This window comes from Micromonospora sp. AMSO1212t (assembly GCF_008868145.1).
Classification (GTDB): domain Bacteria; phylum Actinomycetota; class Actinomycetes; order Mycobacteriales; family Micromonosporaceae; genus Micromonospora; species Micromonospora tulbaghiae.
The window spans coordinates 86,849-110,075 of record NZ_WBKS01000005.1; the positions used below are offsets into that span (position 1 = coordinate 86,849).

Annotated in this window: 15 protein-coding genes; 3 read left to right on the forward strand and 12 right to left on the reverse strand. The window is 72.0% G+C overall.

All coding sequences use genetic code 11. The features are described from left to right. Positions 1-8: 8 nt before the first annotated feature. From F8279_RS02805 to F8279_RS02825, 5 genes are all read right to left on the reverse strand, one after another. Positions 9-707 carry an excalibur calcium-binding domain-containing protein gene (locus tag F8279_RS02805; protein ID WP_225853092.1) on the reverse strand — a complete coding sequence of 233 codons (699 nt, stop codon included), beginning with the start codon at positions 705-707 and terminating at the stop codon, positions 9-11. A 175-nt stretch (positions 708-882) separates the two neighbouring features. After that, positions 883-1,926 carry a P1 family peptidase gene (locus F8279_RS02810; RefSeq protein ID WP_192580606.1) on the reverse strand — a complete coding sequence of 348 codons (1,044 nt, stop codon included), beginning with the start codon at positions 1,924-1,926 and terminating at the stop codon, positions 883-885. Then, positions 1,923-2,273, reverse strand: a complete 351-nt coding sequence (locus F8279_RS02815; protein WP_151498972.1) for a DUF1330 domain-containing protein — start codon at positions 2,271-2,273, stop codon at positions 1,923-1,925. The genes F8279_RS02810 and F8279_RS02815 overlap by 4 nt, the downstream gene beginning before the upstream one ends. Before the next feature lie 40 nt (positions 2,274-2,313). Then, positions 2,314-2,964 carry a bifunctional 2-polyprenyl-6-hydroxyphenol methylase/3-demethylubiquinol 3-O-methyltransferase UbiG gene (locus F8279_RS02820; RefSeq protein WP_091413228.1) on the reverse strand — a complete coding sequence of 217 codons (651 nt, stop codon included), beginning with the start codon at positions 2,962-2,964 and terminating at the stop codon, positions 2,314-2,316. Between the two features lie 83 nt (positions 2,965-3,047). After that, positions 3,048-4,385: a hypothetical protein gene (locus F8279_RS02825; protein WP_175438575.1), complete on the reverse strand. Its 1,338-nt coding sequence runs from the start codon at positions 4,383-4,385 to the stop codon at positions 3,048-3,050. Between the two features lie 263 nt (positions 4,386-4,648). On the opposite strand from F8279_RS02825, the gene F8279_RS02830 reads away from it, so the two are divergent. Further along, on the forward strand, positions 4,649-8,104 hold the full coding sequence (locus F8279_RS02830) for an NACHT domain-containing NTPase (protein ID WP_151498973.1): 3,456 nt from the start codon (positions 4,649-4,651) through the stop codon (positions 8,102-8,104). A gap of 42 nt (positions 8,105-8,146) precedes the next feature. After that, entirely contained in the window at positions 8,147-9,067 is a 921-nt protein-coding gene (locus F8279_RS02835; protein WP_151498974.1) for an alpha/beta fold hydrolase, read from the forward strand. Here F8279_RS02835 and fxsT read toward each other — a convergent pair. The 7 genes from fxsT to F8279_RS02865 all read right to left on the reverse strand — a co-directional run bounded on the left by fxsT (position 9,045) and on the right by F8279_RS02865 (position 22,174). After that, positions 9,045-12,980, reverse strand: a complete 3,936-nt coding sequence (gene fxsT / locus F8279_RS02840; RefSeq protein WP_151498975.1) for an FxSxx-COOH system tetratricopeptide repeat protein — start codon at positions 12,978-12,980, stop codon at positions 9,045-9,047. The genes F8279_RS02835 and fxsT overlap by 23 nt on opposite strands. Further along, complete coding sequence (locus F8279_RS02845; RefSeq protein WP_151498976.1) at positions 12,977-14,167, reverse strand: TIR-like protein FxsC; 1,191 nt, start codon at positions 14,165-14,167, stop codon at positions 12,977-12,979. Before F8279_RS02845 ends, fxsT begins: the two co-directional genes overlap by 4 nt. A gap of 129 nt (positions 14,168-14,296) precedes the next feature. Next, positions 14,297-15,109 (reverse strand): aminoglycoside N(3)-acetyltransferase, encoded by an 813-nt coding sequence (locus F8279_RS02850; protein WP_225853094.1) that lies wholly within the window; start codon positions 15,107-15,109, stop codon positions 14,297-14,299. After that, the gene (locus tag F8279_RS02855; RefSeq protein WP_091413220.1) at positions 15,097-17,403 is read right to left on the reverse strand and encodes an FxsB family cyclophane-forming radical SAM/SPASM peptide maturase; all 2,307 of its coding nucleotides are present in this window, start codon (positions 17,401-17,403) and stop codon (positions 15,097-15,099) included. Before F8279_RS02855 ends, F8279_RS02850 begins: the two co-directional genes overlap by 13 nt. A gap of 6 nt (positions 17,404-17,409) precedes the next feature. Further along, a complete protein-coding gene (locus F8279_RS30160) occupies positions 17,410-17,583 on the reverse strand; it encodes a hypothetical protein (RefSeq protein WP_013289092.1) in 174 nt (57 codons plus the stop codon). A 273-nt stretch (positions 17,584-17,856) separates the two neighbouring features. Beyond that, entirely contained in the window at positions 17,857-20,118 is a 2,262-nt protein-coding gene (locus tag F8279_RS02860; protein ID WP_091413219.1) for a hypothetical protein, read from the reverse strand. A gap of 10 nt (positions 20,119-20,128) precedes the next feature. Beyond that, positions 20,129-22,174, reverse strand: coding sequence for a hypothetical protein (locus F8279_RS02865; RefSeq protein WP_225853095.1), 2,046 nt, complete (start codon positions 22,172-22,174; stop codon positions 20,129-20,131). Between the two features lie 311 nt (positions 22,175-22,485). On the opposite strand from F8279_RS02865, the gene F8279_RS02870 reads away from it, so the two are divergent. Continuing rightward, the coding region (locus tag F8279_RS02870) for a non-reducing end alpha-L-arabinofuranosidase family hydrolase (protein ID WP_192580607.1) at positions 22,486-23,227 on the forward strand (742 nt) is incomplete at its 3' end.

Below are 23,227 nucleotides of genomic sequence, written 5' to 3' on the forward strand. Positions count from 1 at the left end.
GTCGCGTGTCACTCGCAGACCGTGCCGTCGTTGTCCCGGTCGATGTACCAGTAGTACTCCGGATCCTTGCCCTGCCGGTACGGGCCGTACCCGTTGGCGTTCGCCTCCTTGCAGGTGCCGAAGCGCGGGTCGTTGCCGCCGCCCGAACTGCCGCCACCGCCTGTGCTGCCGCCTCCGGTGCTCCCGCCGCCGGAGCTGCCGTTGCCGCCACCCGGCTCACATGCCTCGCCGTCGAGGTCACGATCCAGCCCGGTCCGGTACCCCGGCTCGCCGCGCCGCAGCGGCGCCTTGCCGGCTGCGCGTACGGCATCGCAGTTCTTGTAGTAGACGGCGGGCGCCGTGGTCTTGCGCGGCTTCGGCTTCGACGCGGGCTTCGCGGTGGTCGGCGCGGCCGTGGTCGGTGAGGGCGACGGCTCGGGCGACACGGTGCTGACCTCGGGCGAGGGGGCCGCGGTGGTGGGCGCCGCCACGGTCGGCACCTCCTGGGCCACCGCCTTCTCCGGTGATCCGCTCGGCTCGGAAGTGGAGCATCCGGTCATGGCGATGCCCAGCAGCGCGCCGCTGCAGGCAAGGCCGAGGAAAGCCCTGATCGCAGCCGACCGGCGGCTCCACCACGACGGCCGTGGCGGTGCCGCGAGCGGGATACCGGGCTTGTCGGACAGCGGCGCCAGTACGCGCCGCGGACTCTGGGGAGGGAGTTCGGTCACAGCGGGCAGTGTGGAGCGACGCGTCCGGCCCACAGTGTCGCTGAGCCGACAGACCGGCCCTTACCGGCGTGACAAGCGACGAAACGGCTGGCAGCGGCCGGAGCATCGGCATCGATGGCGCGGATGATCGGACTCGGCCCCTCGCCGAACGGCCGACGGCGAGAGGCGCAGTGGATCAGGCGTACGGCCGGGCTGTGAGCCGTCCCGCCGCCGCGAGCCGCTCGACGGCGGCCCGGTGGGGAACCGCGTGACTGGTACGACCGCCCACGCCGGTCGTGGTGACGGCGGTGAACAGCGAGTTGAGCAGCGCCTCCTCCACGGCGTCCAGCACGCCGGCGAACACCGGATCGATCGCGGCGTCCGGAATCGGCGGCTGATCCGACGTGGTGAACGCGATCGCGTAGTCCCCACTGGTGTTGCTGAAGGACGCACCCACCCGGGCCATGGCGAACACCGCCCGGCGGGCGAGCCGCCGGAGCTGTCGCGCGTCCAGCGGTACGTCGGTCGCCACCACGATCATGCACGAGTTGCCGGGCGGTTCGGCCCGGTCGGCGGCCGGGACCAGATCGTCCACCGGTAGCGGTACGCCGAGCGCGGTGAGGACGCCGCCGAAGTTGGACTGGACCAGCGCGCCGACCGTCTGCGTGCGGCCGACGGCTCGGACCGTGCGGGACGAGGTGCCGATGCCCGCCTTGTAGCCCAGGGCTGTGGTGCCGGCGCCGGCCCCGACGCAGCCCTCGGCGGGGAGTCCGCCGGTCGCTCCCGCGAGGGCGGCCAGCACATGAGTCTCGGTGATCGGGCGGCGGCGGATGTCCGACAGGTGCCCGTCGTTGGTCTCACCGACCAGGGGGTTGAACGACAGCCCGTCCGGCCGGCGCTCCATCAGGTGCCCGAGCAGCGCGTCCGCCGCCCGGAACACCGACAGCGTGGCGGTCAGCACGACCGGGGATTCGAGTACGCCGAGCTCGTCCACCTGGGTCGACCCGACGAGCTTCCCGTGGCCGTTGCCGGCGTACACCGCGGCGGGCAGCGTCCCCCGCCCGGTGCCGAGCTGTTCCGGCACGATCGCGGTGACGCCGGTGTGCAGGTCGGCGCCGTCGTCGACGGTGGTGTGGCCCACCAGGACGCCGGGGACGTCGGTCATCGCGTTGTGCGGCCCGGTGGGCAGCGACCCGACGACGATCCCGAGGTCGCGGGCGCGGCGGCCGGCCTGGGTCACGACGCGTCTGGCAGCGACGCCCGGATGGCCTGCACGATGCCGGTCGGGGAGTAGTCGTCAGGCACGCCCTCGACCAGGATGATGTCGCCCTCGATGTGCCGTGAGCGCAGCGGCGCGATCTCCTGGTAGGCGGGCGAGTCCCACCAGGCCCGCGCTTCGTCGATGCCCGGGAAGCCGAGCATCACGACGGCCCCGGGCCAGGTGCCCTCCTTCACCTCGTGCGGCGTCGCGTGCACGAGGAAGCGGCCGCCGTGCGGCGCGAGGGTGGCCGGGAGGCGTTCGATGTACTCGGCGATGTCCGGGTGCGGGGCGGCGTCCTGGAGATGGGCGATGGCGTACGCGGTCATGGTGTCCTTCCGGCCGGTCGGGCTCCGAGCGCCGATCTTGTCACGGCCGTCGGCATTCCTGCTGGCCCGGACGTCCGGCCGGTTGATCGCCGGCCGCGACGGCCACGAGCGCGGCGTGCGAACGGTGGGTGGCGTCGTCGAGGCGCGTCAGGCGCTCGACCTCGGCGAACCCGGCCTGCCGCAGCCGCGCGGAGAACTCGTCCACCGGCCAGCGGTACGCGGTGGCGACCTTGTGGTCGAAGGCGCCGATCTCGTCGCCGACGAAGATGCCGACCACGAGCGGTCCACCGGCGACGATCGCGCGCCGGAAGCCCGCGAGCACACGGTCGAGGTCCGGTGGTGGCAGATGGATCAGCGAGTACCAGGCGAGGATGCCGGCGACGGAGTCGTCGGCGACGGCGAGGTCGTCCAGCGACCCGAGCAGGTACCGGCCGCCCGGATAGGTAGCCCGCGCGTGCGCCACGAACTCGGGCACCATGTCGATGCCCGTGGCGTCGACGCCGAGCGAACGCAGGTGATCGGTGAGATGACCCGGCCCGCATCCCAGGTCGAGCACCGGGCCGGGCCGACCGGCCAGGTGACGGCCGATGAGAGCGAGGTCGTCGTCGTGCACCTGCCCGGTGGTGCCGAAGAGCCCGATGTAGAGCTCCGCGACCGACCCGTACGCCTGCCGAACCTGTCTGCTGCCCACCCACCGACCATACGCGTGCGAACGCCTATGGCCGGTGTACAGGTCGGCGCCGCGCGATGCGGGCCAGGCCGGGGACAGCGACGTCAGGCGTGCTTGCCGCGACCGCGACGGCGCGTCAGGAACAGTGTCACCAGGCCGGCCAGCACCAACGCCACCGCACCGGCGGCGGCGCCGAGCAGCCCCGTCCGGGAGGTGCCGGTGGTGGTGGCGGCGAGGTCCGCCGTCGCGGACCCGTCGGGGGCCGGTCCGGTGTCACCGGCAGCGACCTGCCCGGCGGTCGGGGACGCGCTCGCGCCCGGGGTGGGGGACACGCTCGCCGTGGGCGTCGCGGACGGGCTCGCCTTGGGGGCTCCGACGGCGGCGAGGGAGTCGCCGTTGAGCGCGACCTTGATCTTCGCCGTGCCGTTGCCGGAGGAGACGACCGCCACCGAGACCCGGTTCGCTCGGTCCGTCAGCTTCTTGACGGCGTCCACGTTGGCCGGCGCGTCGTTGGCGGCCGTCTTGTTCGCCGTCGTGGTGTCGATGAGCGAGGCGCCGCTGTACGTGCCGGCCGGCACCCGGTAGGCGTGCACACCCTCGATCGTCGCGTCGAAGCTGCCCGCCGCGTGGCGGTACTCGAGGACGAGCCGGTCCTTGCCCAGCGCGATGTCGAGTGCCCGCGTTCCGCTGCCCGTGCCGTGCAGGGGACGCAGCGTGTAGGTCCCCGACTTGGTGACCTTGGTGGTGCTGTCGGAGAGCCATCCGGCGTGGATCATCTCGGGTGCCGTGAAGCCCGACCGGTAGCCGCCGCCGCCCATGATGCTCTTGTAGCTGGAACCCTCGGACCTGCACGCGGTCAGGTCGCCGCCGGTGCACAGGAAGCGGCCCTGGTGCCTGAAGCCCAGGTTGTGTCCCAGTTCGTGCCCGACGACGTCGATCCCGCTGGCCGTGCCGTACAGGTTGATCCAGGTGGTGGGGCCGGGCTGGGTGGCGAGCCCGGCCCAGGGGCAGTTCGTCTTCTGGGCCGGGAAGACCATGGAGAGGCTGTCGTAGTCCTCGCCGGCGACCAGGCCGCGCTTGGCGAGTTCCGCCCGCGTCATGGTGTTGATCTGGCCGTGCGGGCAACCGGCGGCGCTCAGGTCGAGTGTGATCGGACCGAGGAACTGTCCGGTGACGGCGGGCACCACCGTGTACCTGCCGCGGGACACCTCCGAGAGGAACGAGGCGGCGGAGTCCTTCTTCGACCCGAAGTAGGTGTCCGGCGTGGACGCCTTCACCTTGTCCGGGAACTGGAACGAGGCGTCGCTGAACTCCACCAGGACGGGAAGGATCTTCCGCTTCACCGAAGGGGCGGCGGCCTGCGCCGAGTCGGGCAGGACGCCGACGGTCAGCACTGTGACACTCGTGGCCAGGGCGATGCGGCCGAGGGCCGACAGCTTCATGTGGTTTGTCCTTCGAGGGGGAGACGTCGGACGGGGGCGTGTGAGGCGTGCCCAGGAGTGATGCTGCGCGCAAAGACGTCTTACGTCCGACGTCATGCAAAGCTAAAGGGTGTAAATGTCCCCGTCAAGCGGGGGCGGCGAGCGGTGGACCGCCCCGGAGGCCTGGACGGGATCGACATCGAAAAGTGAGGGATAGATAGCTTTCCGTCACTGGAGTTTCTATCCTTGTAAGAGATCCGGCCGTCAGCGGCGAAAGGGGCGGCATGCCGCGCCGTTCGAGCCTCAGCTATCGAGATGCGTTACGACTGCTGGCCCCGGGCAGCACGCGCATCACCCAGACCGACAAGGTCGTCAGCGCGGGAATCCTCGGTGCCGGGGCGCTCACCCAGGGTGCGGCGCTCGCTCTGCTCGGCCCGAAGAACGCGCTCATGCAGCTCGTCCGGGACGCCACCGGAAACCAGGCCGGCCGCATCCGGACAACCGGCGGGAAGTCGTATTACGAACTGCTGGAGGCCAGCCATACCGTGCTGGCGCTCTCGGCGTTCTTCGACGGTTTCCGCGACGAGGTCGGGCCGGGTTTCGACAGGCTGGAACTGACCGACGAGGAGAAGGCCGGCATGGTGCCGGCCGAGCGGCGGCACCACACGCTCCCGCAGGAGATCGACGGAGGCTACTTCCCGCTGCCCTCCTCGGTGCACGGCATGGACGACACCCGGCGGGACGTCGAGGCCGCCTACGTCAAGCTCTACGACGCCACCATCGCGTTCTGCGAGGGTCTCGCCGCCTGGCCGTCGGTGCGGCGCGGACTCGACCTGACGTCGATGCGCTCCCGCGTGGTGGGCCGGGCCATGTGGCACTACGAGGACCGCTTCGACCGGCTCGCCGCGGACCTCCCCGAGTTCGGGTTCCGGATGATCCGGCAGGCGATCGAGCACAACCTGATCGACAACCGGAAACTCACCACCGAGGTCTCGGCCCGGCTGGACGCGCTGGCGCAGCTCTACCGCAACCTCGCCGAGCTGTCCGGCCCGGTGGCCGCCGACCGGCCCGACCTGCTCCGCGAATCACTCGACCGGCTCACCGGCTCGCTCGCGGCGGTGTTCCGGCAGCCGCTGCTGCGGATCAAGGACGTCGACTTCCACCTGCGGCTGCCGAACGTGGACAGCGGCTTCATCAGCCCCGACTTCCGGGCCGCCGAGTACGGCAAGCACACATCACCGGAGCGGGAGCGCTGGTGGGAGGACCAGCCGCGCCGGGGCGACCTCGTCGGGTTCCTCTCCGAGTACCTGACCGACCCGGCGAGCCTGCACCGTCCGCTGCTGCTCCTCGGCCAGCCGGGCGCCGGCAAGACGTTGCTGACCCGGGTGATCGCGGCCCGGCTGCCGGCGAGCCGGTTCACCGCGATAGTGGTGCCGCTGCGGCGAATGTCCGGTGACTCGTCGCCGACCGAGCAGATCGAGGCGGCGATCGAGCAGATGATGGACGAGCGCATCCGCTGGGCGGACCTGCGCCGGGCCACCCAGCACACCACGGTCGTGGTGATCTTCGACGGGTTCGACGAACTCGTGCAGGTGACCGGCACGGCCCACTCGCAGTACATCGACCGGGTGGCCGAGTTCCAGGAGGCCCAGTGGGACCTGGGCTACTCGGTCATCCCGATCATCACGTCCCGGATCCTGGTGATGGACCGCGCCAGCGTGCCGCAGGGCACTGTGCTGGTCCGGCTGGAGGACCTGACCGACGCCCAGGTGACGGCGTGGCTGGCCGCCGTCAACGCGGCGAACGAGGACCGGCCCGGCTACCGCCGGCTGTCCGCGAGGGAACTGTTGTCGCACGGCGAGCTGGCCCGCCAGCCGCTGCTGCTCACGCTGCTGGCGATCTACTACAACGAGCACTGGGCCGACCGCCGTCCCGGCGTCACCATCTCCCGGTCCGACCTCTTCACCGGCCTGCTCACCGCGTTCATCAGGCGACAGGTGAGCGAGAAGGCGCCGACCGCCCTTCCGCCCCACGAGCGGGAGGCCCGCGAGCACCAGCTCCGGCGCGACCTGGCGATCACCGCGTTCGCCATGTTCAACCGCAACCGGGAGCTGGTGAACCGGGCCGCGCTCCGCCTCGACCTGGGCTGCTTCGGCTCCGGGTCCGGAGACGGCTCCCGCTTCGAACTCGGCGACGTGCTTGGCCCGGAACAACTGGTCACCGCCGCGTTCTTCGTGGTGTATGGCCCGGACGACGTGCAGGGCGAGGACGCCCGGCGCACGTACGAGTTCCTGCACACCACGATCGGCGACTTCCTGATCGCCGAGTACGTCATCGGGGCGCTGCGGAGCCTGGCCGAGCTGCGCCGGCACACCCGCAGCCCGGCCGGCTTCGGCTATCAACTGGACACCGGCCAGTTCCGCGCGCTGCTCTCCCACCAGCCGCTGGTGAAGCGGGAGGCAGTGGTCGGCTTCGCCCGTGAGCTCAGTTCCCGCCACCCGGAGGAGCGGAACGGGATCGTGGAGACCATCGCCGGCCTGCTGGCCGAGGCCCGGCAGCGGACCAACCTGGCCGGCGTGGACGGCTACCGGCCCGCGCCGTACGACCCGGTGCGGCTGCTGGCGGCGTACACCGCGAACCTGGTCGCGCTCGCCGCGCTGGTGTCACCGGACGGTGTACGCCACACCGACCTGATGGACGAGGCGACCTGGGTGTCGACGGTCCGGCTGTGGCGGGCAGGGCTGGACGAGAAGGGCCAGCTCGCGATGATCAGTTGGCTCGGCCGGGACGCCGACGGCCGGATCATCGCCGAGCGGTGGCGCGAACGCCGGGGGGAGACGGTGAACGTGGCCGCCGAGGAGGCGCGGCTGCTCGGCGACATCACCACCTACGGCCAGTTGCAGGCGGGCGCGCGGACGTGGCGCGGCCAGCAGCCGGACAGCTTCGAGGCCGGCCGGTTCCACGCCGACCTGGTGTCGCTGGCCACCCGCCGCTGGCCGGTGCCGTCCCTGCACCAGCTCATCCTGTACGACGAGCGCAGCTACCGGCGGCTGTGGGCGCGTGCCGTCGAGTCACCGGAGGCGGTGTCCAGCACGAGCGCCACGGTCCTGCTGGAGTGCCTCGCCGAGGACGGCGCGCAGTTGCCCCGCGAGGTGGTGTGCGGGCTGACCCGGGTGGCGCTGAGCCGCCTGCCCGACTCGCCGACCGCGCCGCCCGAGCTGATCATCTCGTGCCCGTACCTGATCGACGAGTTCCCGGAACTGGTCGACTCGCTCGGCACGACCGACGACCACGCGGTGCTGCACGCGCTGATCCTGCGGCACGGGCTCCACCGGCTGCCGCAGCGGTACGTGCCCCGGGTCCGCCGGGTGCTCGCGGACATCGAGGACCGGCTCGCGGAGCTGCCGCTGGAGGACGGCGTGGTGTCGGCCGAGATGGCCGAGCAGTTCGCCGCCGCCCGGGTCGACAACCGCACCGCGCTGTGGCTGCTGATGGCGTTGAGCGAGTACGCCGAACTGGCCTGGCCGAAGATCCCGCCGAGGACGATGAACGCCCTGCTCGCGCACCGGCTGCCGGACGAGTTCCTCGACGAGGCGAGTCTGTGCCGGCTGCTCCTGGACTACCTGCGGGCCTACGACCGGCTACCGGCCGAGGTCTCGCTGGCGTCCGCGCTCGACACGCTGCGCGTCCTCGCAGCGTCCGACCCGTCCGACCAGATCCCGGCCGCCGAGGCGGTCTGACCACGCCACCCGTTACCGCCACCACCCGTTCGGAGGCCCCGATTGGCACACACGCCCCGGCACCGAGAGCACATCGTCCGAACGGGAAGGAGGAACCTGGCGGTCGAAATCGCCGGGGCGGAACGCGGCTGGCCGGTCTTCCTGATGCACGGCACACCCGGCAGCCGCAACGGTCCACGACCACGGTCCATCGTGCTGCACCGGCTGGGCGTACGGCTGATCTCGTACGACCGGCCGGGTTACGGCGGTTCCAGCCGGCTGCCCGGCCGCCGGGTCGCCGACGCCGCCGCGGACGTCGCGGCCATCGCTGACGACCTGGGCCTGGACGGGTTCTCGGTGGTGGGGCGCTCCGGCGGCGGCCCGCACGCGCTGGCCTGCGCCGCGCTGTTGCCCGATCGGGTACGGCGGACCGCCGTCCTGGTCGGTCTCGCCCCGGCCGGAGCGGCCGGGCTGGACTGGTTCGGCGGCATGACCGACGCCAACGTGCGTGACTACGGCGCCGCCGAGCGCGACGTTCCGGTGCTGGCCGAGCAGCTGCGGCTGCGGGCCGAGCGGACGATGGACGACCCGGGCTCGCTGCTCGCGCTGCTGGTCGAGCAGATGACCGAGGCCGACCGCCGGGTGGTGGCCGGCGTGCCGATCCGCAGGCAGTTGACCGACGCCTACGCCGAGGCGCTGCGCCAGGGGCCGCACGGCTGGATCGACGACGTCCTCGCGCTGCGCGCCGACTGGGGCATCACGCTCACGGACATCCGGATGCCGGTCCGGCTGTGGCACGGCGCCGACGACAACTTCGCCCCGGCCAGCCACACCCGCTGGCTGGCCGAGCAGATCCCCGGCGCGCAACTGCACGTGCAGCCGCGCAGCGCGCACTTCGGCGCGGTGGAGGTGCTGCCGGAGATCCTCGCCTGGCTGGCCGACCCGGTGGAGCGCGCCGCTGTCAGATCGGATGCGGGTCGATGATGCGCCGCTGCAACCGGCTCTCCCGGACGGCCTCGACGGCCGGGTGGTTCTCGCCCAGCCGGTAGGTCAGCTCGCGGGTGACCGCCTCCAGCTCCGCCCGCCGGCCGCTCTCCACCCGCTCCTGCATCACCACCAGGTTCGCCCGGCAGCGCAGCGTGTTGGTGTGGTCGCGGCCGAGGATCCGGACCAGCCCGTCGTGGGCGCGCCGCAGCAGGTTCAGCGCCTCCAGGTCCGCGGCCTCCCGGCCCTCCGGCGGGTCGGGCTGTTCGGCGATGCAGATGCCCTGGTTCATCCAGCCGGAGAGCGGGTACGGGTGCCCGCTGCCCAGCACCCCGGCGAGCGCGTCGGCGGACCGGCCGGCGAGCTGCCGGGCCTCGGCGAAGTCTCCGGCGCGACGGGCCACCATGGCGAGGTTGACCATGCAGACCAGGGTCAGCGGGTGCATCGGGCCGAGGTTGCGCTGGTAGACGCGGTGCACCTCGGTGAGTTCCCGGCTGGCGCGCTGGAACAGGTCGACGGTGAGCAGGTTGATCGACAGGCTCAGCCGGCAGGTCAGCGTCTCCGGGTTGTCCGGCCCGAACCGCTCGTTCAGCAGCTCGTAGGCGGCTTCGAGGAGCTTGCCCGCCTCGACCGCGTGCCCGGCCGCGCGCAGCGACACCGCCAGGTTCGTCTGCGTCCGCAGGGTGATGAGGTGTTCCGGCCCGGCCGTGTGCAGCAGGTCCCGGTGGACGCTGCGCAGGCGGGTGACCGACTGTTCGAAGTCGCCCGCGTCGCGCATGTCGATGCCGACGTACGTGGAGGAGGCGAGCGTGTCCGGGTGGTTCTCCCCGAGGATCGCGCGGCGCCCGGCCAGCACCATCTCGTCGTTCTTTCGCGCCTCCCGGAAGTCGCCCATCAGGCGCTGGGTGCTGGCGAGGTTGTTGAGCGCGGCGAGGGTACGCGGATGTTCCTCGGTGAAGTTCCGCTTCCACGCGTTGAACGTGATCTCGTCCAGGCGCAGCGCCTCGTTGTACATGCCCATGCCGCGCAGGTCGCGGGCGAGTCCTCCGGCGGTCATCAACGTGTGCGGGTGGTCCTCGCCGAGCAGCTCCCGCTGGGCCCCCAGCACCTCCTCGTCCAGCGCCCGGGACTCGGTGAACTGCCCGAGGAAGGCGAGGATGTTGGCGAGGTTGAACTGGAGGTGCAGCAACTGCCGGCGCAGGTCGTCGCGCGCCCGCGGGTCGGTCTCCTCCGCCAGCATCTGCTCCCAGGTCTGCGCGACCTCCTGCCCGAGCCGCCGGCCGGTCTCCAGGTCGCCGCGCAACTGGAGGTAGCGGACCCGGTCGATCATCAGCGCCCGCACCTCCACCCTGCGGCTCAGCGGCGCCTTCGACGCCTCCAGGTGCGGCCAGATGACCCGGAACCGGGGCCACCCGTCGGGGTCGTCGACCTCGCCCTCGGGGCGGGCGGCGGCGAGCACCAGGTGGACCTGCTGGCGGGCCTCGTCGAGTTCCACCTCCGTCATCCGGGACCGGACGGCGTGCTGGAGCAGCCGGTGCATGAGCACCAGGCCGCCCCGGCCCCGTTCGCTGCCGGACGGGTTCTCGGCCCGCAGGTCGACGCGGACCAGGGCGAGCCGGTTGGCCTGCTGCACCAGCTGCTGGCGGACCAGCCGTTCCTTCGCCTGCGGGTGGAACGGCACCAGCGCCTCGGCGAACTCGTCGCTGTAGACCAGGTCGGCGGAGATCTCCGGCGCGAACACCGAGCAGAGTTGCAGCACCCGGTAGGCGGCCGGGTTGCGGGTCCGCAGGTGGTTGAGGGACAGCTCCCAGGTGGCCTCCACGGAGACGTTGCTGTTCGGCTCCATCACCGCGCCCGGACCGAACTTCGCGATCTCGTTGAGGTAGCTGTCGACCGAGTGGCCGGTGTCGGCGAGCCATGCCGCGGCTGCGGTCACCGCGATCGGCAGGTCACCGAGCAGGGCGGCGATCCGGTCGGCCTGGTCGACGCGCATGGTCGGCACCCGCTCGGTGAGGTGCTGGATGCTCTCCGCGCGCTTGAACACGTCCACCTGGACGGTGGTGGCCCGCTCGACCCACTGGAGGTTCCGGGACGTGATCAGGACGTGGCCCTTGCCGTCCGGCACGTACGGCAGGACGCCCTCGATCTCGTCCGCGTTGTCCATGATCAGCAACCAGCGGAGGTCGGTGCGGCGCAGCGCCTGGAGCACCAGCCGGGCGTTCTCCCGGTTCGATTCCGACGAGGGTACGCCCAGGTAGGGCGCGAGGTCACCGATCGCCGACTCGATGAACGGCACCTGGTCGGCGTCGATCCACCACACCATGTCGTACGCGGCGCGGTAGCGGTGGGCGTACTCCAGCGCGAGCTGGCTCTTGCCGATGCCGCCCATGCCCTGCAACGCCACCGGACCGGTGCCGGAGAGCACCACCTTCGGGCTGCTGCGCAGCAGCGTCCGCAGCTCGCGCAGGTCAGCCTCCCGGCCGGTGAAGCGCTTGTTGCGGCCCGGCACCTCGAACACCGTGTTGTCGCGGCCGGGGAAGCGGGGTCCGGTCGGCAGTTCCAGGTCGGCCGGCACCCCCTCGCGGCCGACCAGGCGCAGGATCCGCGCGGCGGCGGTCCGGGCCTCCAGGCCGGCCACCGAGACCGTGTGCGCGGCGGGCACGTTCGCCAGGCGTCGCACGTCCGCGACGTAGACCACGAGCGGCACCTGGTCGGGCGAGCGGTCCGGCGCGGCGAGCACCGCCTCCTCGGTGGCGTTGGACTCGGAGACGATGATCAGCTCCCGGGCCGTCCGGGGCGTCTCGTCCTCGGCGAACCACGGGTCGGTCACCCGGACGTCGGCCGAGACCAGCAGGTGCCCGATCCACTCCGCCCACACCCGGTCGTACGGGGCGTGCCGGAGCAGGATCTCGTTCTCCACCGAGTTGGAGGTGCGGGTGAACCGGGCGTTGACCCGCTCGCGTACCGCGCTACTCATCGGCGGCAGCGACTCCACCTCGCCCCGGGTGATCTCCCGGGCCAGCACCTCGTACGCGGACAGCAGCGACCCGTTGACGCCGGGCTGGTCGGCGAACGTGGCGAGCAGTTCCTCGTACGCGTAGAACGCCTGGTAGGGCACCTGCATCCGGGCCCAGTACCGGTCCCGGTCGGCCTCGCTCATCCCGCTCGGCAGACCGCTGAAGCGCTGCCGCGCCACGGCCCGCCCGGTGTCCGCCTTGACCTTCTCCGCCGGGTCGATCCGCATCGGCACGGGCAGCACCCGGATCCGCCGCGACCCGTAGCGGTGCTCGACCAGCCGGGCCACCTTGGCCGCGCCGGTGATGCCCTGTTCGCTGAGGGTGAAGCAGGTGACCAGCACGTCCGGGAGTTGGATGGTGCAGATGTCGGCGACGTCGGAGAACCCGGTACGGCTGTCGATCAGCACGTAGTCGTAGTTGCGCTTCATGTCGGCGCGCAGCGCGTCGAAGAAGTAGCCGCCGCCCTGCCGCTCGTAGAACTCGTCCCAGTTCATCCCGGCGAGCGCGCCGGCGTAGTCGTTGTTCTGCTGGCCGGCGCCGAGGAAGTCGAGCGTCCCGTCACCGGGGAAGTTGGACCAGTTCAGCGAGAACGAGTACTTGTGCACGCGGGCGTACTGCTCGTGCCAGCGGTCGTCGCCCTTGTCCTGCTTGGTGGTGGTCGCCCACTCGTACTCCCGGATCAGGTCGATCACCCCGCCGGTGCTCTCCAGCGCGTCCCGGTCGATGAACGGCGCGAAGAAGCGCGACAGGCCGGGGGACTCCAGGTCCCAGTCGACGGCGAGCACCCGCTTGCCGTTGGCGGCGAGGATCCAGGCGACGTTCGCCAGCGCCATCGTCCGGCCGGTGCCGCCCTTGTAGGAGTAGAAGGTGACGACCTGTCCCTCGCGTCGGGTCATGTGTCCACTCCCTCGTCGGGCGGCGGGTTCTCCCAGAGCCGGGGTTTGCTGATCGGCCGTCCCGGCGGCGGGTAGGCCGGTCTCGCCTCCAGGTAGCGGCGGCGCATCCGGTCGACCAGGCCGTGGATCCCGGCCCGCCAGTCGTCGTACGTGGTGATCGCCAGCGGGCGTGCCGCGGCCGGGAAGATCGCGATGGCCTGGTCGAGCAGCACCGCCGCGTGGGAGCGGCGGCCGGGTGCCGAGTCCTCGATGATCACCACGACGCCCACCCAGCGGTGCAGCGAGGCGACGGCCGCGCGGACGGCCTCCGCACCGTCCGGCGTCTCGACCACCCGAGGATCGATCATGAGTACGCCCGGGCAGCCCCGGAACAGCCCGGCGTCCGGTATGAAGTCGCGGACGTCGATCGGCATCCGCAACCGCTGCACCGCGTCGGTCACGTCGTCGACCACCGGCGGCCGGTCGCGGAACGGGCGCCACCGGCCGGCGTGCGTGTCGGACCGCCCGTTGAGCCGGCCCGCCTCCGCCGGTTCCTCGGGCGCGATCACCACCGCCCGGAACGGCACCTCGCTGGTCGGGGACGACGGCAGATCGGTCGGGCCGGTCGGCGGCTCGGCCGGTTGCAGCGGCGTCTGCTCGGCGGTGTCGACGATGTGCTGGGCGAGCCGGCCCAGCACCTCCTTGTAGGCGTGCTGGAACTTCTGGAGCCGGCAGAGCGCGCTCATGCCGTTCGCGGCGTACGCGTCCACGTCGGCGGCCATCGCCACCGCCCGGGCCTGGTCCGGCGCGTGCACGGCGGCGGGCGACGGGATCCACAGGACCGGCAGGATGTTGTCGCCGTCGGGCGGGCGGCCGGCCCGGAGCAGCCGTTGCCGGAACCACTCCCGCTCCCGGCGCGAGTCGTCCCGGTTGAGGTAGTCCGGTGAGTACAGCGGCACGAACACCTCGGCCTCGGCCAGTGCGGTGCGTTTTCGTTCCGTCCGGTCGTCCGGCGGCCGCACCATGAAGTCGGCGAAACCCTGCCGGCGTAACCGGTCGCCGGGCCGGCCGTCGATCGCCAGGTTGAGATCGTGGTAGAAGCGGCGGACCCAGTGGTCGCCCGGGGTGCGGTCGTTGTGCGTCGGCGGGGGGACGTAGCTGAGGAAGAAATAGGGCGGGCCCGGCAGCGCGGGCCGCTCAGAGGTCACGGCGACACGACCGTTCCACGGGAAGTGCGCCTGACCCCCAACCGCCAATGATCACGCGCTGCTCCCCGGTCGACACGATACGGCGTCTATCGATCAGGGTAGAGAGGTTGCGCTCGGGTTACCAGGCCTTCACCGTCCGATGTGGGCGTCCATCCAGGCGACGGCGGTGCGTACCGCGCCGGATATCGGCAGCAGCCGGGCCGGGGCGTCGCCGACCGTCCCGTGCCGGGTGAACGCCGCCCGGTCCAGTTCCGCGCCGATCTCGCTGAACAGGGCAGCGTCGAGGTGCGGCGCCTCGAAGTCGAGCCGTTCCCGGCGGCCGTCGCGCACCACGTAGCAGCGGTACGGACGCCGCTGCGGCGGGCGGCGCAGCCGGTACTCGGCGAGGTGCAGCGCGGTGCATGTCGCATAACCGACACCGAGCAGCAGCGTCCACGCGCCGGCCGCCTCCAGGGCGGCCAGCGGGGACCGCTCCCCGAGGTGGGAGTCCAGGTCGTGGACGCGCATCAGTTCCTCCGCCCGGGGGCCCCACGCGCTGAACGACGTCTGCGGGTGCCGGCTGCGGACCGCGCCGGGCAGCCGGCGTACGTACTCGGCGAACGCGCCGACCCCGAACGACGGTGTGACGGCCGGGTCGAAGCCGGGCATCCGTTCCTCGTACGCCAGGCGTTCCTCGTCGGTCAGCCCGGCGGTCGCGGCGCGGTACGCGGCGCTGCTCACCGAGTTGTCCGGGGTCTGCGCCGGGACCACGACGGTGCCGGACGGACCGACGGCGGCCCGCAACGCCGCGGCCAGGGCGCCCGGCCCACCGTCGACCGACCCGAGCGCGCGCAGGGAACAGTGCACGAGCACCACGTCGCCGGGGCCGAGCCCGAGCGCGCGCAGGTCGGCGGCGAGCGTGCCGGTCCGGTACACGGTCCGGGCGACGGTCACGACGGCCACCCGGACATCGAACGGGAGACCTGCCGGACCAGCCGCGAGCCCGCCGGGGTGAGCGCGTCCGCCCGTTGCAGCGCGCCGATCGCCTCGGCGGTCCAGTCGCGGTACCGCCGGTAGACCGCCTGCGCGCCGTCGACCTGGCGGTCGGCCCGGATCCGCCAGATGTCGGCCACCGCCGCGTGCGCGTAGATGCCGTGCAGGACGGCCTCCGCGGGCCGGGGATCGGGCCGCCAGCCCACCGTGATGTCGATCGGCCGGGTGCCGTCGACCAGGTCACAGATGTCCAGCAGGGCGTTCATCTTGCTGTGCTGGAACTCGTGCACGAGCAGCACCGCCAGCGAACCGGCGTCGGTCTCCGTGGCCGCGACACCGCCGAACGCCTGCCGCGCGGTCGACGCCTCGCTGACACCGGCGCCGCTGCGTCGCAGCGGCACCACGGCCCGCAGCCCGGCGCGCAGCTCCTCGGCGTGGCCCGGCACCTCGTCCCGGATCACCTGCCACGCCGACGCGAACGTCTCGGCCCAGCGCGCGGCGCCGGTGTCGTCGAGCCGGTCACCGGCGGGCAGCCGGTGGCAGTCGCGGTGCGGGTCGCCGTCCTCCAGCAGGACGCTCACGTCCGGCGCGGCGAGCATGCGGGTGGGCCACCATCGGGGCGCGTCCCCGGGCTCTCCGGTGTGGATCGCCACTGTCACGTCCCCGGCGGTCAGCCGCAGCGAACCTGGGCCGGTCTCGACCCGTGCGGCACCGTCGCCCACCTCGGGCAGCAGGACGGTGCCCACTGTCGGCAGGTGCAGGCGGCCGGATCGCACCGGCACGTCGAGGCGTACCGGGGTGCCGGCGTGGAGCGCGGCGGCGGCGGCGATCGCGCTCAGGTAGTCCGGCCCCTGCCGGGCGCCGGTGCCGGTGCCGGCGAGGCAGTCGACAGCCCACGCCCGCACGTACGGATGGGCCGCGATCCGGGCCACGGATTCCGGCGCGCTCCGGTCCAGGGCGGTCAGCGCGGCCCATCCGTCGGCTCCGGCCCCGCCGGCCGGCAGGCGGTCGGCCACCTCGGCGAGCAGCGCGCGGACGATGGCGATTTGCGCCTCCACGAGCCGGCCGATGGCGACCCGGTCGCCGGTCGGCGCCGCGAGGCGGTCGATGAAGTCGTCGGGCAGGCCGGCGTCGAGCCGGACGGGTGCTGGTGGGTTCTCGTTCACGTGCACGATCAGCTCTTTCAGATCGGCGCAGTAGACACTCGGATGGTCGAAGTGCCCGGCGCCGTACCGGTGGGCGAAGAGTCCGCCGCCGCACTGGTCGACCACCGGGCACCGCCGGCACTCGTCGATGAGCCCGGCCCGGCCGGAGCGGCGGCGGGCCAGGAGCGGGTCGGCCGCCACGTCGTCGGCCGGGTGCGAGAAGACGGTCATGCCGGTGGCCGGCGCGCCGTCGTACGCGGTCTTGAGCGAGTCCGCCTGTTCCCACTCGCCGTCCGTCTCGATCACCGCCAGGTCGACCGGGTCGAGGCCGAGCCACTCGGTGCCGCTGGGCCCGCCCGCGGCGGTGGACAGCAGCGAGTCGAAGAGGCGGACGGAGACCGGCCGGCCGTCGGCCCGCCAGCGGTCGTAGACGGCACGCAGCCAGTCCGCGTACGCGGTGCCGTCGCTCGCCGGCCGCCACGGCGGGTCGTCCCAGGTGGCGTGCGGCAGCAGGAAGTCGATCCGCGGAGGTTCCTGGGCGAGCAGCGACTCGTACACCGCGATCGGGTCGTTGCGTACGTCCACAGTGCACAGCAGGCCGGAGTAGATCCGCCGGTACGCCGGGCGGCGCAGCAGGGCGAGCGCGCGCAGCACCTGGTCGTAGCTGCCGGCCCCGGACCGGAAGCGCCGGTGCCTGTCGTTGGCGGCGCGGTCGCCGTCGAGCGATACGCCGACCGCGACGCCGTGTTCGGCGAGCAGGTCGCAGAGCCGCTCGGAGAGCAGTACGCCGTTGGTCTGCATGCCGAGCCGGAGCCGGGTGACCGGGTCGATGACACGCCGGAGGTCCGCGAGCACCTCGCCCAGCCGCTCGGCACCGAGCAGCAGCGGTTCCCCGCCGTGCAGGATGACAGTGACGTCCGGCAGGTCGTGGGCCGCGGCGTGTTCGGCGATCCGCCCGGCCGCTGCCCGGAGCACCTCCGGCGTCATCCGTACCGGGCGGCGGCGCCAGCTCTGGTCGGCGTGTTCGTAGACGTAGCAGTGGTCGCACGCCAGGTCACACCTGGCGTGCACCTTGAGGACGAACTCGGTGAGCGCCGCGCGGGCGGGCCCCGGGGCCATCGCGGATCAGATGAACGACGAGAACTTCGCCGCCGGGATCCGGGTCTGATCGAGGTGAGCCGCCATCACCCGGCGCACGATGGGGGAGATGTCCGCGGCGGAGAGCCGGTCGAGCGGCTCCGCGCGGACCCTGCCCAGCGAGACCGGGGGCTCATCCTGGCGCAAGGGTGCGGTTGTCATGAGTCTTCCTTAGGTTCGTGTACGCCGGCCGAGCACAGCGGCGACGGCCAACCTAGTGCCTCTGGGGGATCCAGCACCATCGACCCACCGGTGGGGAGACGGTTCTTTTTGGACGGTTCGCCGGCCGGCGTCGTCGTCGCTCGGGGAGCGACCGTAAGGGATCAATTATGCGCCTTTTTGACCATCTAGGCCACGAATCGAAAGTTCAGACTCTGCCAGAAATCGTCCACCCCGATCCCCTGGTCAGACGAGGGATCGGGGTGGACGAGCGGCTCAGACGACCGGGCCGCTCCCGGAGGCCGTGCCGAGGTGGATGCCGACGTCGGCCGGCTCGGTCATCTGGTCGTACGCCCTGGTCCGGAGCCGGTTGGTCTGCACCTCGCCGTCGAGCAGCGCCGCCCGCAACGCCTCCGCGTCGCTGATCTCCTTGGCGGTCACCGCGTCGGCCGCTGTCGTGGCCCCCTGCACCACCTCCAGGTGGGTGCCGTCGGTGGGCATCAACTCGGTCCACTTCGCCAGGCAGTACACCCGCTCCGGCACGTCCTGGCACTCGGTGGTCAGCTCGGGCATCTCGTCGCCGGTGCCGAGGTGGCCGGTCCGGTACGTCGTCAGCTCGTCCACGAACGCCGCCAGCTCGTGCTCCACCTGCGGCGCCAGGCTGGTCGCCACCACCTTGCCGAAGATCCACCGCAGCGCGATCAGCTCCATGCCGGCCCGCACGGGCAGGTAGAGCTTCGCCCAACTCGCGTTGACGAAGTCGCCGGGGTCGCGCTCCGGGGCGCGGGCGTCGCCGCCGGACCACCAGCCCGGGTACGCCACGAACGACGCGCGCTCCCAGTCGAAGACGCGGTGCCAGAAGTCGATCTCCCACGCCTCGTCCCGCACGCTGGCCGGGAAGTGTGCCTCCACGATCTGCGAGACCATCTCGTTCACCGGCGAGAAGCCGGCCCGCAACCGCGCCTCGAACTCGTCCCCGGCCGTCTCCGCCGCCGCCAGTGCCTCGTCGCGCCGGTCCTGCCACTCCTGGAGATCGGTCAGGTAGCCCGCGACGAGCGCGTTGTACGCCGCGTCGTCGGCGGTCTGGTCCACCACCGTCGGGGTACGCCGGAACCCGGCGGCGAGCTGTACGTCGGCGCCCGGACCGGCCAGCCAGCTCCTGGCGCCGACGTGCACGCGTACGCGCAGCACCGGCCGGCCGTCCGCCTCGGTGACCACCGGCACGCCCACCACCCGGGCGGCGATCGCCTCGGGCGGGCGGCGGGTGATCAGCGTGAGGTTCTGCCGGATCGTGTCGATGTCGCCGTCCCACTCCCAGCCGGCGTCGAACGCGACGTCGACGTCGTAGTCGGCGCTCATGTCACCGGTGAGTCCCCACTTGTCGAGCGTGACCACGGGGGAGTACACGACGCGCGTCTCCACCGCTGCGGGCTCGCCACGCGGCGGGCGCTCGGGCTTCACCGGCATCGGGGGCAGCGCGGCGCTCGCGTTGTCGCGGATCCGCTTCCGCCCGTCGATGATCTTCTGGGCGAAGGCGAACGCCGGATCCTTGATCGTGGGGGCCCAGCAGACCCGTGCCCCGTACCGCTCGTGGGCCAGCTCCAGCCGTTGCAGCACCTTGAAGTAGTGCAGCGTGATCGGCGTGGCCCGGTTCGGGTTGCGGACGGTGCGCTTCGAGGAGGACTCCGTACCGGTCTCGCTGACCAGCTTGAAGTCGGTCCTGTGCTGGGTGCGGTAGCGCGCCGCGACCTTCGAGGTGGCGGTCCGGCTGTCCTTGACCGCGCGGCGGCTCGTCTCCTGGCTCGCCGAGGTGACGCTGGTGGCGAAGCCGATCGTGTGGCTGGCGTTGAAGGTGCCCCAGATGCCGGTCGGGCTGGTGTACTGGCCGGTGTGGCTCGCGTTGAGCCCCCAGGTGTCGGTGAGCGACTTCTGCCGCTCGAAGCCCTCCTGGAGTTCGGTGGTGAGCGCGCTGGTCAGCTCGACGTCGGTCTGCTGTTCCGACTCGTTCTGCTCCTCCAGGGTCAGCTCGCGCTTGGTGTAGGTGCGCTGCTCCAGCACCGCCTCCTCACCGGGGGCGAGCGCCAGCGCGTACACGTGCTCGCCGAGCGCGAAACCCACCGGCCGGATCCGGGTGCGGTCGAGGAACGCGATGCCCACGTCGGACTGGAGCAGGCCGGCGAGGAACTCCGCCTGCTGGTCGCCGAGCAGCGTCTGGCGCCGCGCCGGCGGCTCCCGGTACGACATGCCCGAGTCCGCGCCGGGCAGCGCCTCGGTGGCGGCGTCCATGTCGTTGGCCTTCCACAGGTCGTAGAGGCCGAGTTCCTTGAGCAGGTGCGGCAGCCGGTCGCCGTCGAGCCCGCCGTAGCGGATCGCCTCGATCAGCGCCTGCTTGACGTAGAACGGCAGGATGGGCGTCTCGCCACCGCCGAAGGTGAGCCGGACCGGTACGAAGTAGTTGGAGTAGACGTACCGGTCGGAATGCGCGGTGCTGAAACCAAGCGTCGCCGGATCGGCGTCGGCGACGACGACTCTGCCCATCGGTGCTCCTCTACAGCGGCAGGTTGAACAGGGTTTGCAGGCCCCGGTACGTCATCTCGTGCGAGGTGACGAAGAACCCGGGGAACAACTGGCTGAGGGCGGCCTGGCGGACGACCGTCTCGCGTACGGCGTGCGCGGTCAGCTCGTCGAGCCCGGCGACGACCTCGGCCGGCACACCGCCCTTCGCGGCGCGCTGGTACGCCTCCGCGATCGCCTCCCAGCGCCCGTCGAACGTCTCCCCGAGGTCGTCGGCGACGGTTCCCCAGGTCTTCTCGAAGCGCTCCAGCTTCGTCGAGGACGTCCAGTCGACGTTCGTGACGCGGGCCGCCTCGGGGTCGACGAGCAGCAGGTCGGAGCGGAGGTCGCCGACCGTGGTGGACGCCTTCCACCGGAACCGTTCGGCTAGGTGGGTGGCGAGCGCCTTCTCCGCGCCGGTCGCGGCCGGGTTGCCGGTGAACCCGACGAGGCGCAGCAGCAGGTCCCGGTCCGGGTGACCGAGCAGCATCTGGGCGACCGTCTGCCGCAGCACCGTCTCGGAGCCGCGCAGCGCGGGCGCCAGCTCCGGGTGGGCCGCGCGGACCGCCTCGACCACCGTCGCCAGCGACTTCTCCGCGAACGGCTCCAGGCCGGGTGACCGGCCGACGAGCTGCGCGACCTCGGCGGCCATCCGCCGGTGCACCTGCTGACCGAGCCGCCACGGCTGCGCCTGCCCGGCCTTGCGCAGCGCACGGAACTCCTCGTACGCGACGGTCTGGAGCGCCCTGTTGAACGCGGTGGTCAGCCGCTGCTCCAGTTGCCGGGCGATGGCGGCGCGTACGACGGCGGCCCGGATGTCCCGGGGTGTCTTCGGTGGTTTCAGCTCGCGCAGGTCCTCGACCCGCTTGATGATCTCGTCGAGCGCCTCGTTCAGTTCGGCGCGGGTCGCGGCACGGCCGGCCGACGACACGGTCTCCGACATGCTCGCCATCAGCACGGGCCGGCCGTCGAGGCTCACCAGCGCGCCCAGCCGGGTGCCCGCCCCGGCGCCGGCGAACGCCTCGGCGTGCGCCGCCTGGTTGAACAGGGTCAGTGTGAGTTCGGCGTCGGCGAGCAGCACCCGGCCCTGCCGGAACAGCGCGTCGAGCACCTTCGGGGGGAAGAGCGTCCGCAGCATCGCGAGGCCGACCTGGGGCGCGGCGAGGATCGCCGCCCGGCCGATCGCCACCAGCAGCGCGGCCGTCTGGGCGGTCAGCAAACGCGCCTCCCGGGCACCCGCGAGCAGCAGCGGCACGTACCGGACGGCGGCGCGGACCGCGACGCCGCCGAGCAGCCGGGCGAGATGCACCAGACCGGTGAGCACCTGATAGAGGTCGCCGGCGACGCGGCCGAGCAGGCGGCCGGCGGCGAACGGGTCGAGGTCGTCCAGGTGCCGGGCGAACTGGGCGGCCCAGCCGCGCCACAGCGCCAGCAGCCGTTCCGGAACCGTCGTCGGGTCCAGCGCGGCGACGATGCCGGCCAGCGCCTGGCGTACGACTGTGGCCTGGTCGGCGAGGCGCTGGACACCGGCGCGGGGGTCGACTGTGAGCACGATGAGCGTGGTGAACTGCTCCTGCTGGAGACGTCCGATCAGCTGCACGAGCTTGCCGAGGTCGACCACCACTGTCGCGACGGACTCCCCGACGCCGACGGCGAAGCCGTCCAGGAACAGCTTCGGGTTGATCCCGTTCCAGGCCGCGTAGTGCCGCATCGCGTCGAGCAGCGCGGGATCGAGGCCGAGCAGGTAGCGGCGGAACGCGCCGTCGGAGTCGACGTCGGAGGCGGCCAGGTCGAAGAACGCCTCGGCCAGCCGCAGTCGCGCGAGCATCGAGACCAGGTCCCAGACGTTGTCCGGGGTGATGCGGCCGGTCATCGCGGCCAGCACCCGATCGCGGGTCATCGAGCGCGTGGCGTGCGCGTCCGTCCAGTACCGGATCGTCAGCGCGACGAACTCCACCCGTGGATCCTGGGTGCGTACGCCGAAGACCGCGGCCCGGTCCTCGGCGGACACCCGCGGCACGCTGAACCAGTCCCGGATCATGACGGATTCGTCCGTCGGCTGCCCCAACTCCCCCACCACCCCTCCAGCCGTGTGCACTGTCGGGCCGCGCCGAGGGCGGCGATAGTGCTGGGTCGAGAAGCTGACATGGCCCCACTGCGTCACGCGCCCGTCATCCATCGACTGTTACGACTTGACGAACGGCGTGTTATCGCTCACAGTCGATGGCATAGGGCGACGGCTCGGGCGAGTCACCGGGCGGGCGCGGCTGGCCGCGTGGCAGGCCGGGTGTGGGATCAGTGCGCTTCGACGGATTGTTAGCGCTCACAACATGTCTGATCTGAGGGAGGAACATGTTTGCTTTCGGTAGGTCCCCATCGACGGTGTCGCCGCCACGACGGCGCGGATGGCTGCCACGCGTCGTCGCGACAGGCGCGGCAGCGCTACTCGTGGGCGCCGGCGCCGTGGCGGTCGTGTCCGCGCCCGCCGCCGCCGCGAGCGTCGACACGAGCGCCTGGTACGTCCTGGTCAACCGCAACAGCGGCAAGGCGCTCGACGTCTACAACCTGGCCACCAACGACGGCGCGCGGATCACCCAGTGGACGCGCAACAACGGCAACCAGCAGCAGTGGCAGTTCGTCGACTCCGGCGGCGGCTACTACCGGCTGAAGTCACGGCTGTCCGGCAAGGTGCTCGACGTCTACAACTGGTCGACCGCCAACGGCGGAAGCATCGTGCAGTGGTCCGACACCAACGGGACCAACCAGCAGTTCCGGCTGGCCGACTCCGACAGCGGCTACGTTCGCCTGATCAACCGCAACAGCAACAAGGTGGTGGAGGTGCAGGGCGCCTCGACCGCCGACGGCGGAAACATCGTTCAGTACGACGACTGGAACGGCGCCAACCAGCAGTGGCAGCTCGTCCGGGTGGACGGTGGCGGCGGCAACCCCACCACGCCGGCGCCGACCACGCCGCCTCCGGGTGGCACGTGCAATCTGCCGTCGTCGTACCGGTGGTCGTCGACGGGTGCGTTGGCGCAGCCGCGGTCGGGTTGGGTGTCGTTGAAGGACTTCACCGTGGTGCCCTACAACGGGC

What these genes read in the sequence shown, in the direction of transcription:
- F8279_RS30160 (WP_013289092.1), bottom strand. Translation starts at nt 17,583, where the DNA reads ATGACAACCGCACCCTTGCGCCAGGATGAGCCCCCGGTCTCGCTGGGC.
- F8279_RS02815 (WP_151498972.1), bottom strand. Translation starts at nt 2,273, where the DNA reads ATGACCGCGTACGCCATCGCCCATCTCCAGGACGCCGCCCCGCACCCG.
- F8279_RS02860 (WP_091413219.1), bottom strand. Translation starts at nt 20,118, where the DNA reads ATGGGCAGAGTCGTCGTCGCCGACGCCGATCCGGCGACGCTTGGTTTC.
- F8279_RS02855 (WP_091413220.1), bottom strand. Translation starts at nt 17,403, where the DNA reads ATGGCCCCGGGGCCCGCCCGCGCGGCGCTCACCGAGTTCGTCCTCAAG.
- F8279_RS02825 (WP_175438575.1), bottom strand. Translation starts at nt 4,385, where the DNA reads ATGAAGCTGTCGGCCCTCGGCCGCATCGCCCTGGCCACGAGTGTCACA.
- F8279_RS02830 (WP_151498973.1), top strand. Translation starts at nt 4,649, where the DNA reads ATGCCGCGCCGTTCGAGCCTCAGCTATCGAGATGCGTTACGACTGCTG.
- F8279_RS02865 (WP_225853095.1), bottom strand. Translation starts at nt 22,174, where the DNA reads ATGATCCGGGACTGGTTCAGCGTGCCGCGGGTGTCCGCCGAGGACCGG.
- fxsT (WP_151498975.1), bottom strand. Translation starts at nt 12,980, where the DNA reads ATGACCCGACGCGAGGGACAGGTCGTCACCTTCTACTCCTACAAGGGC.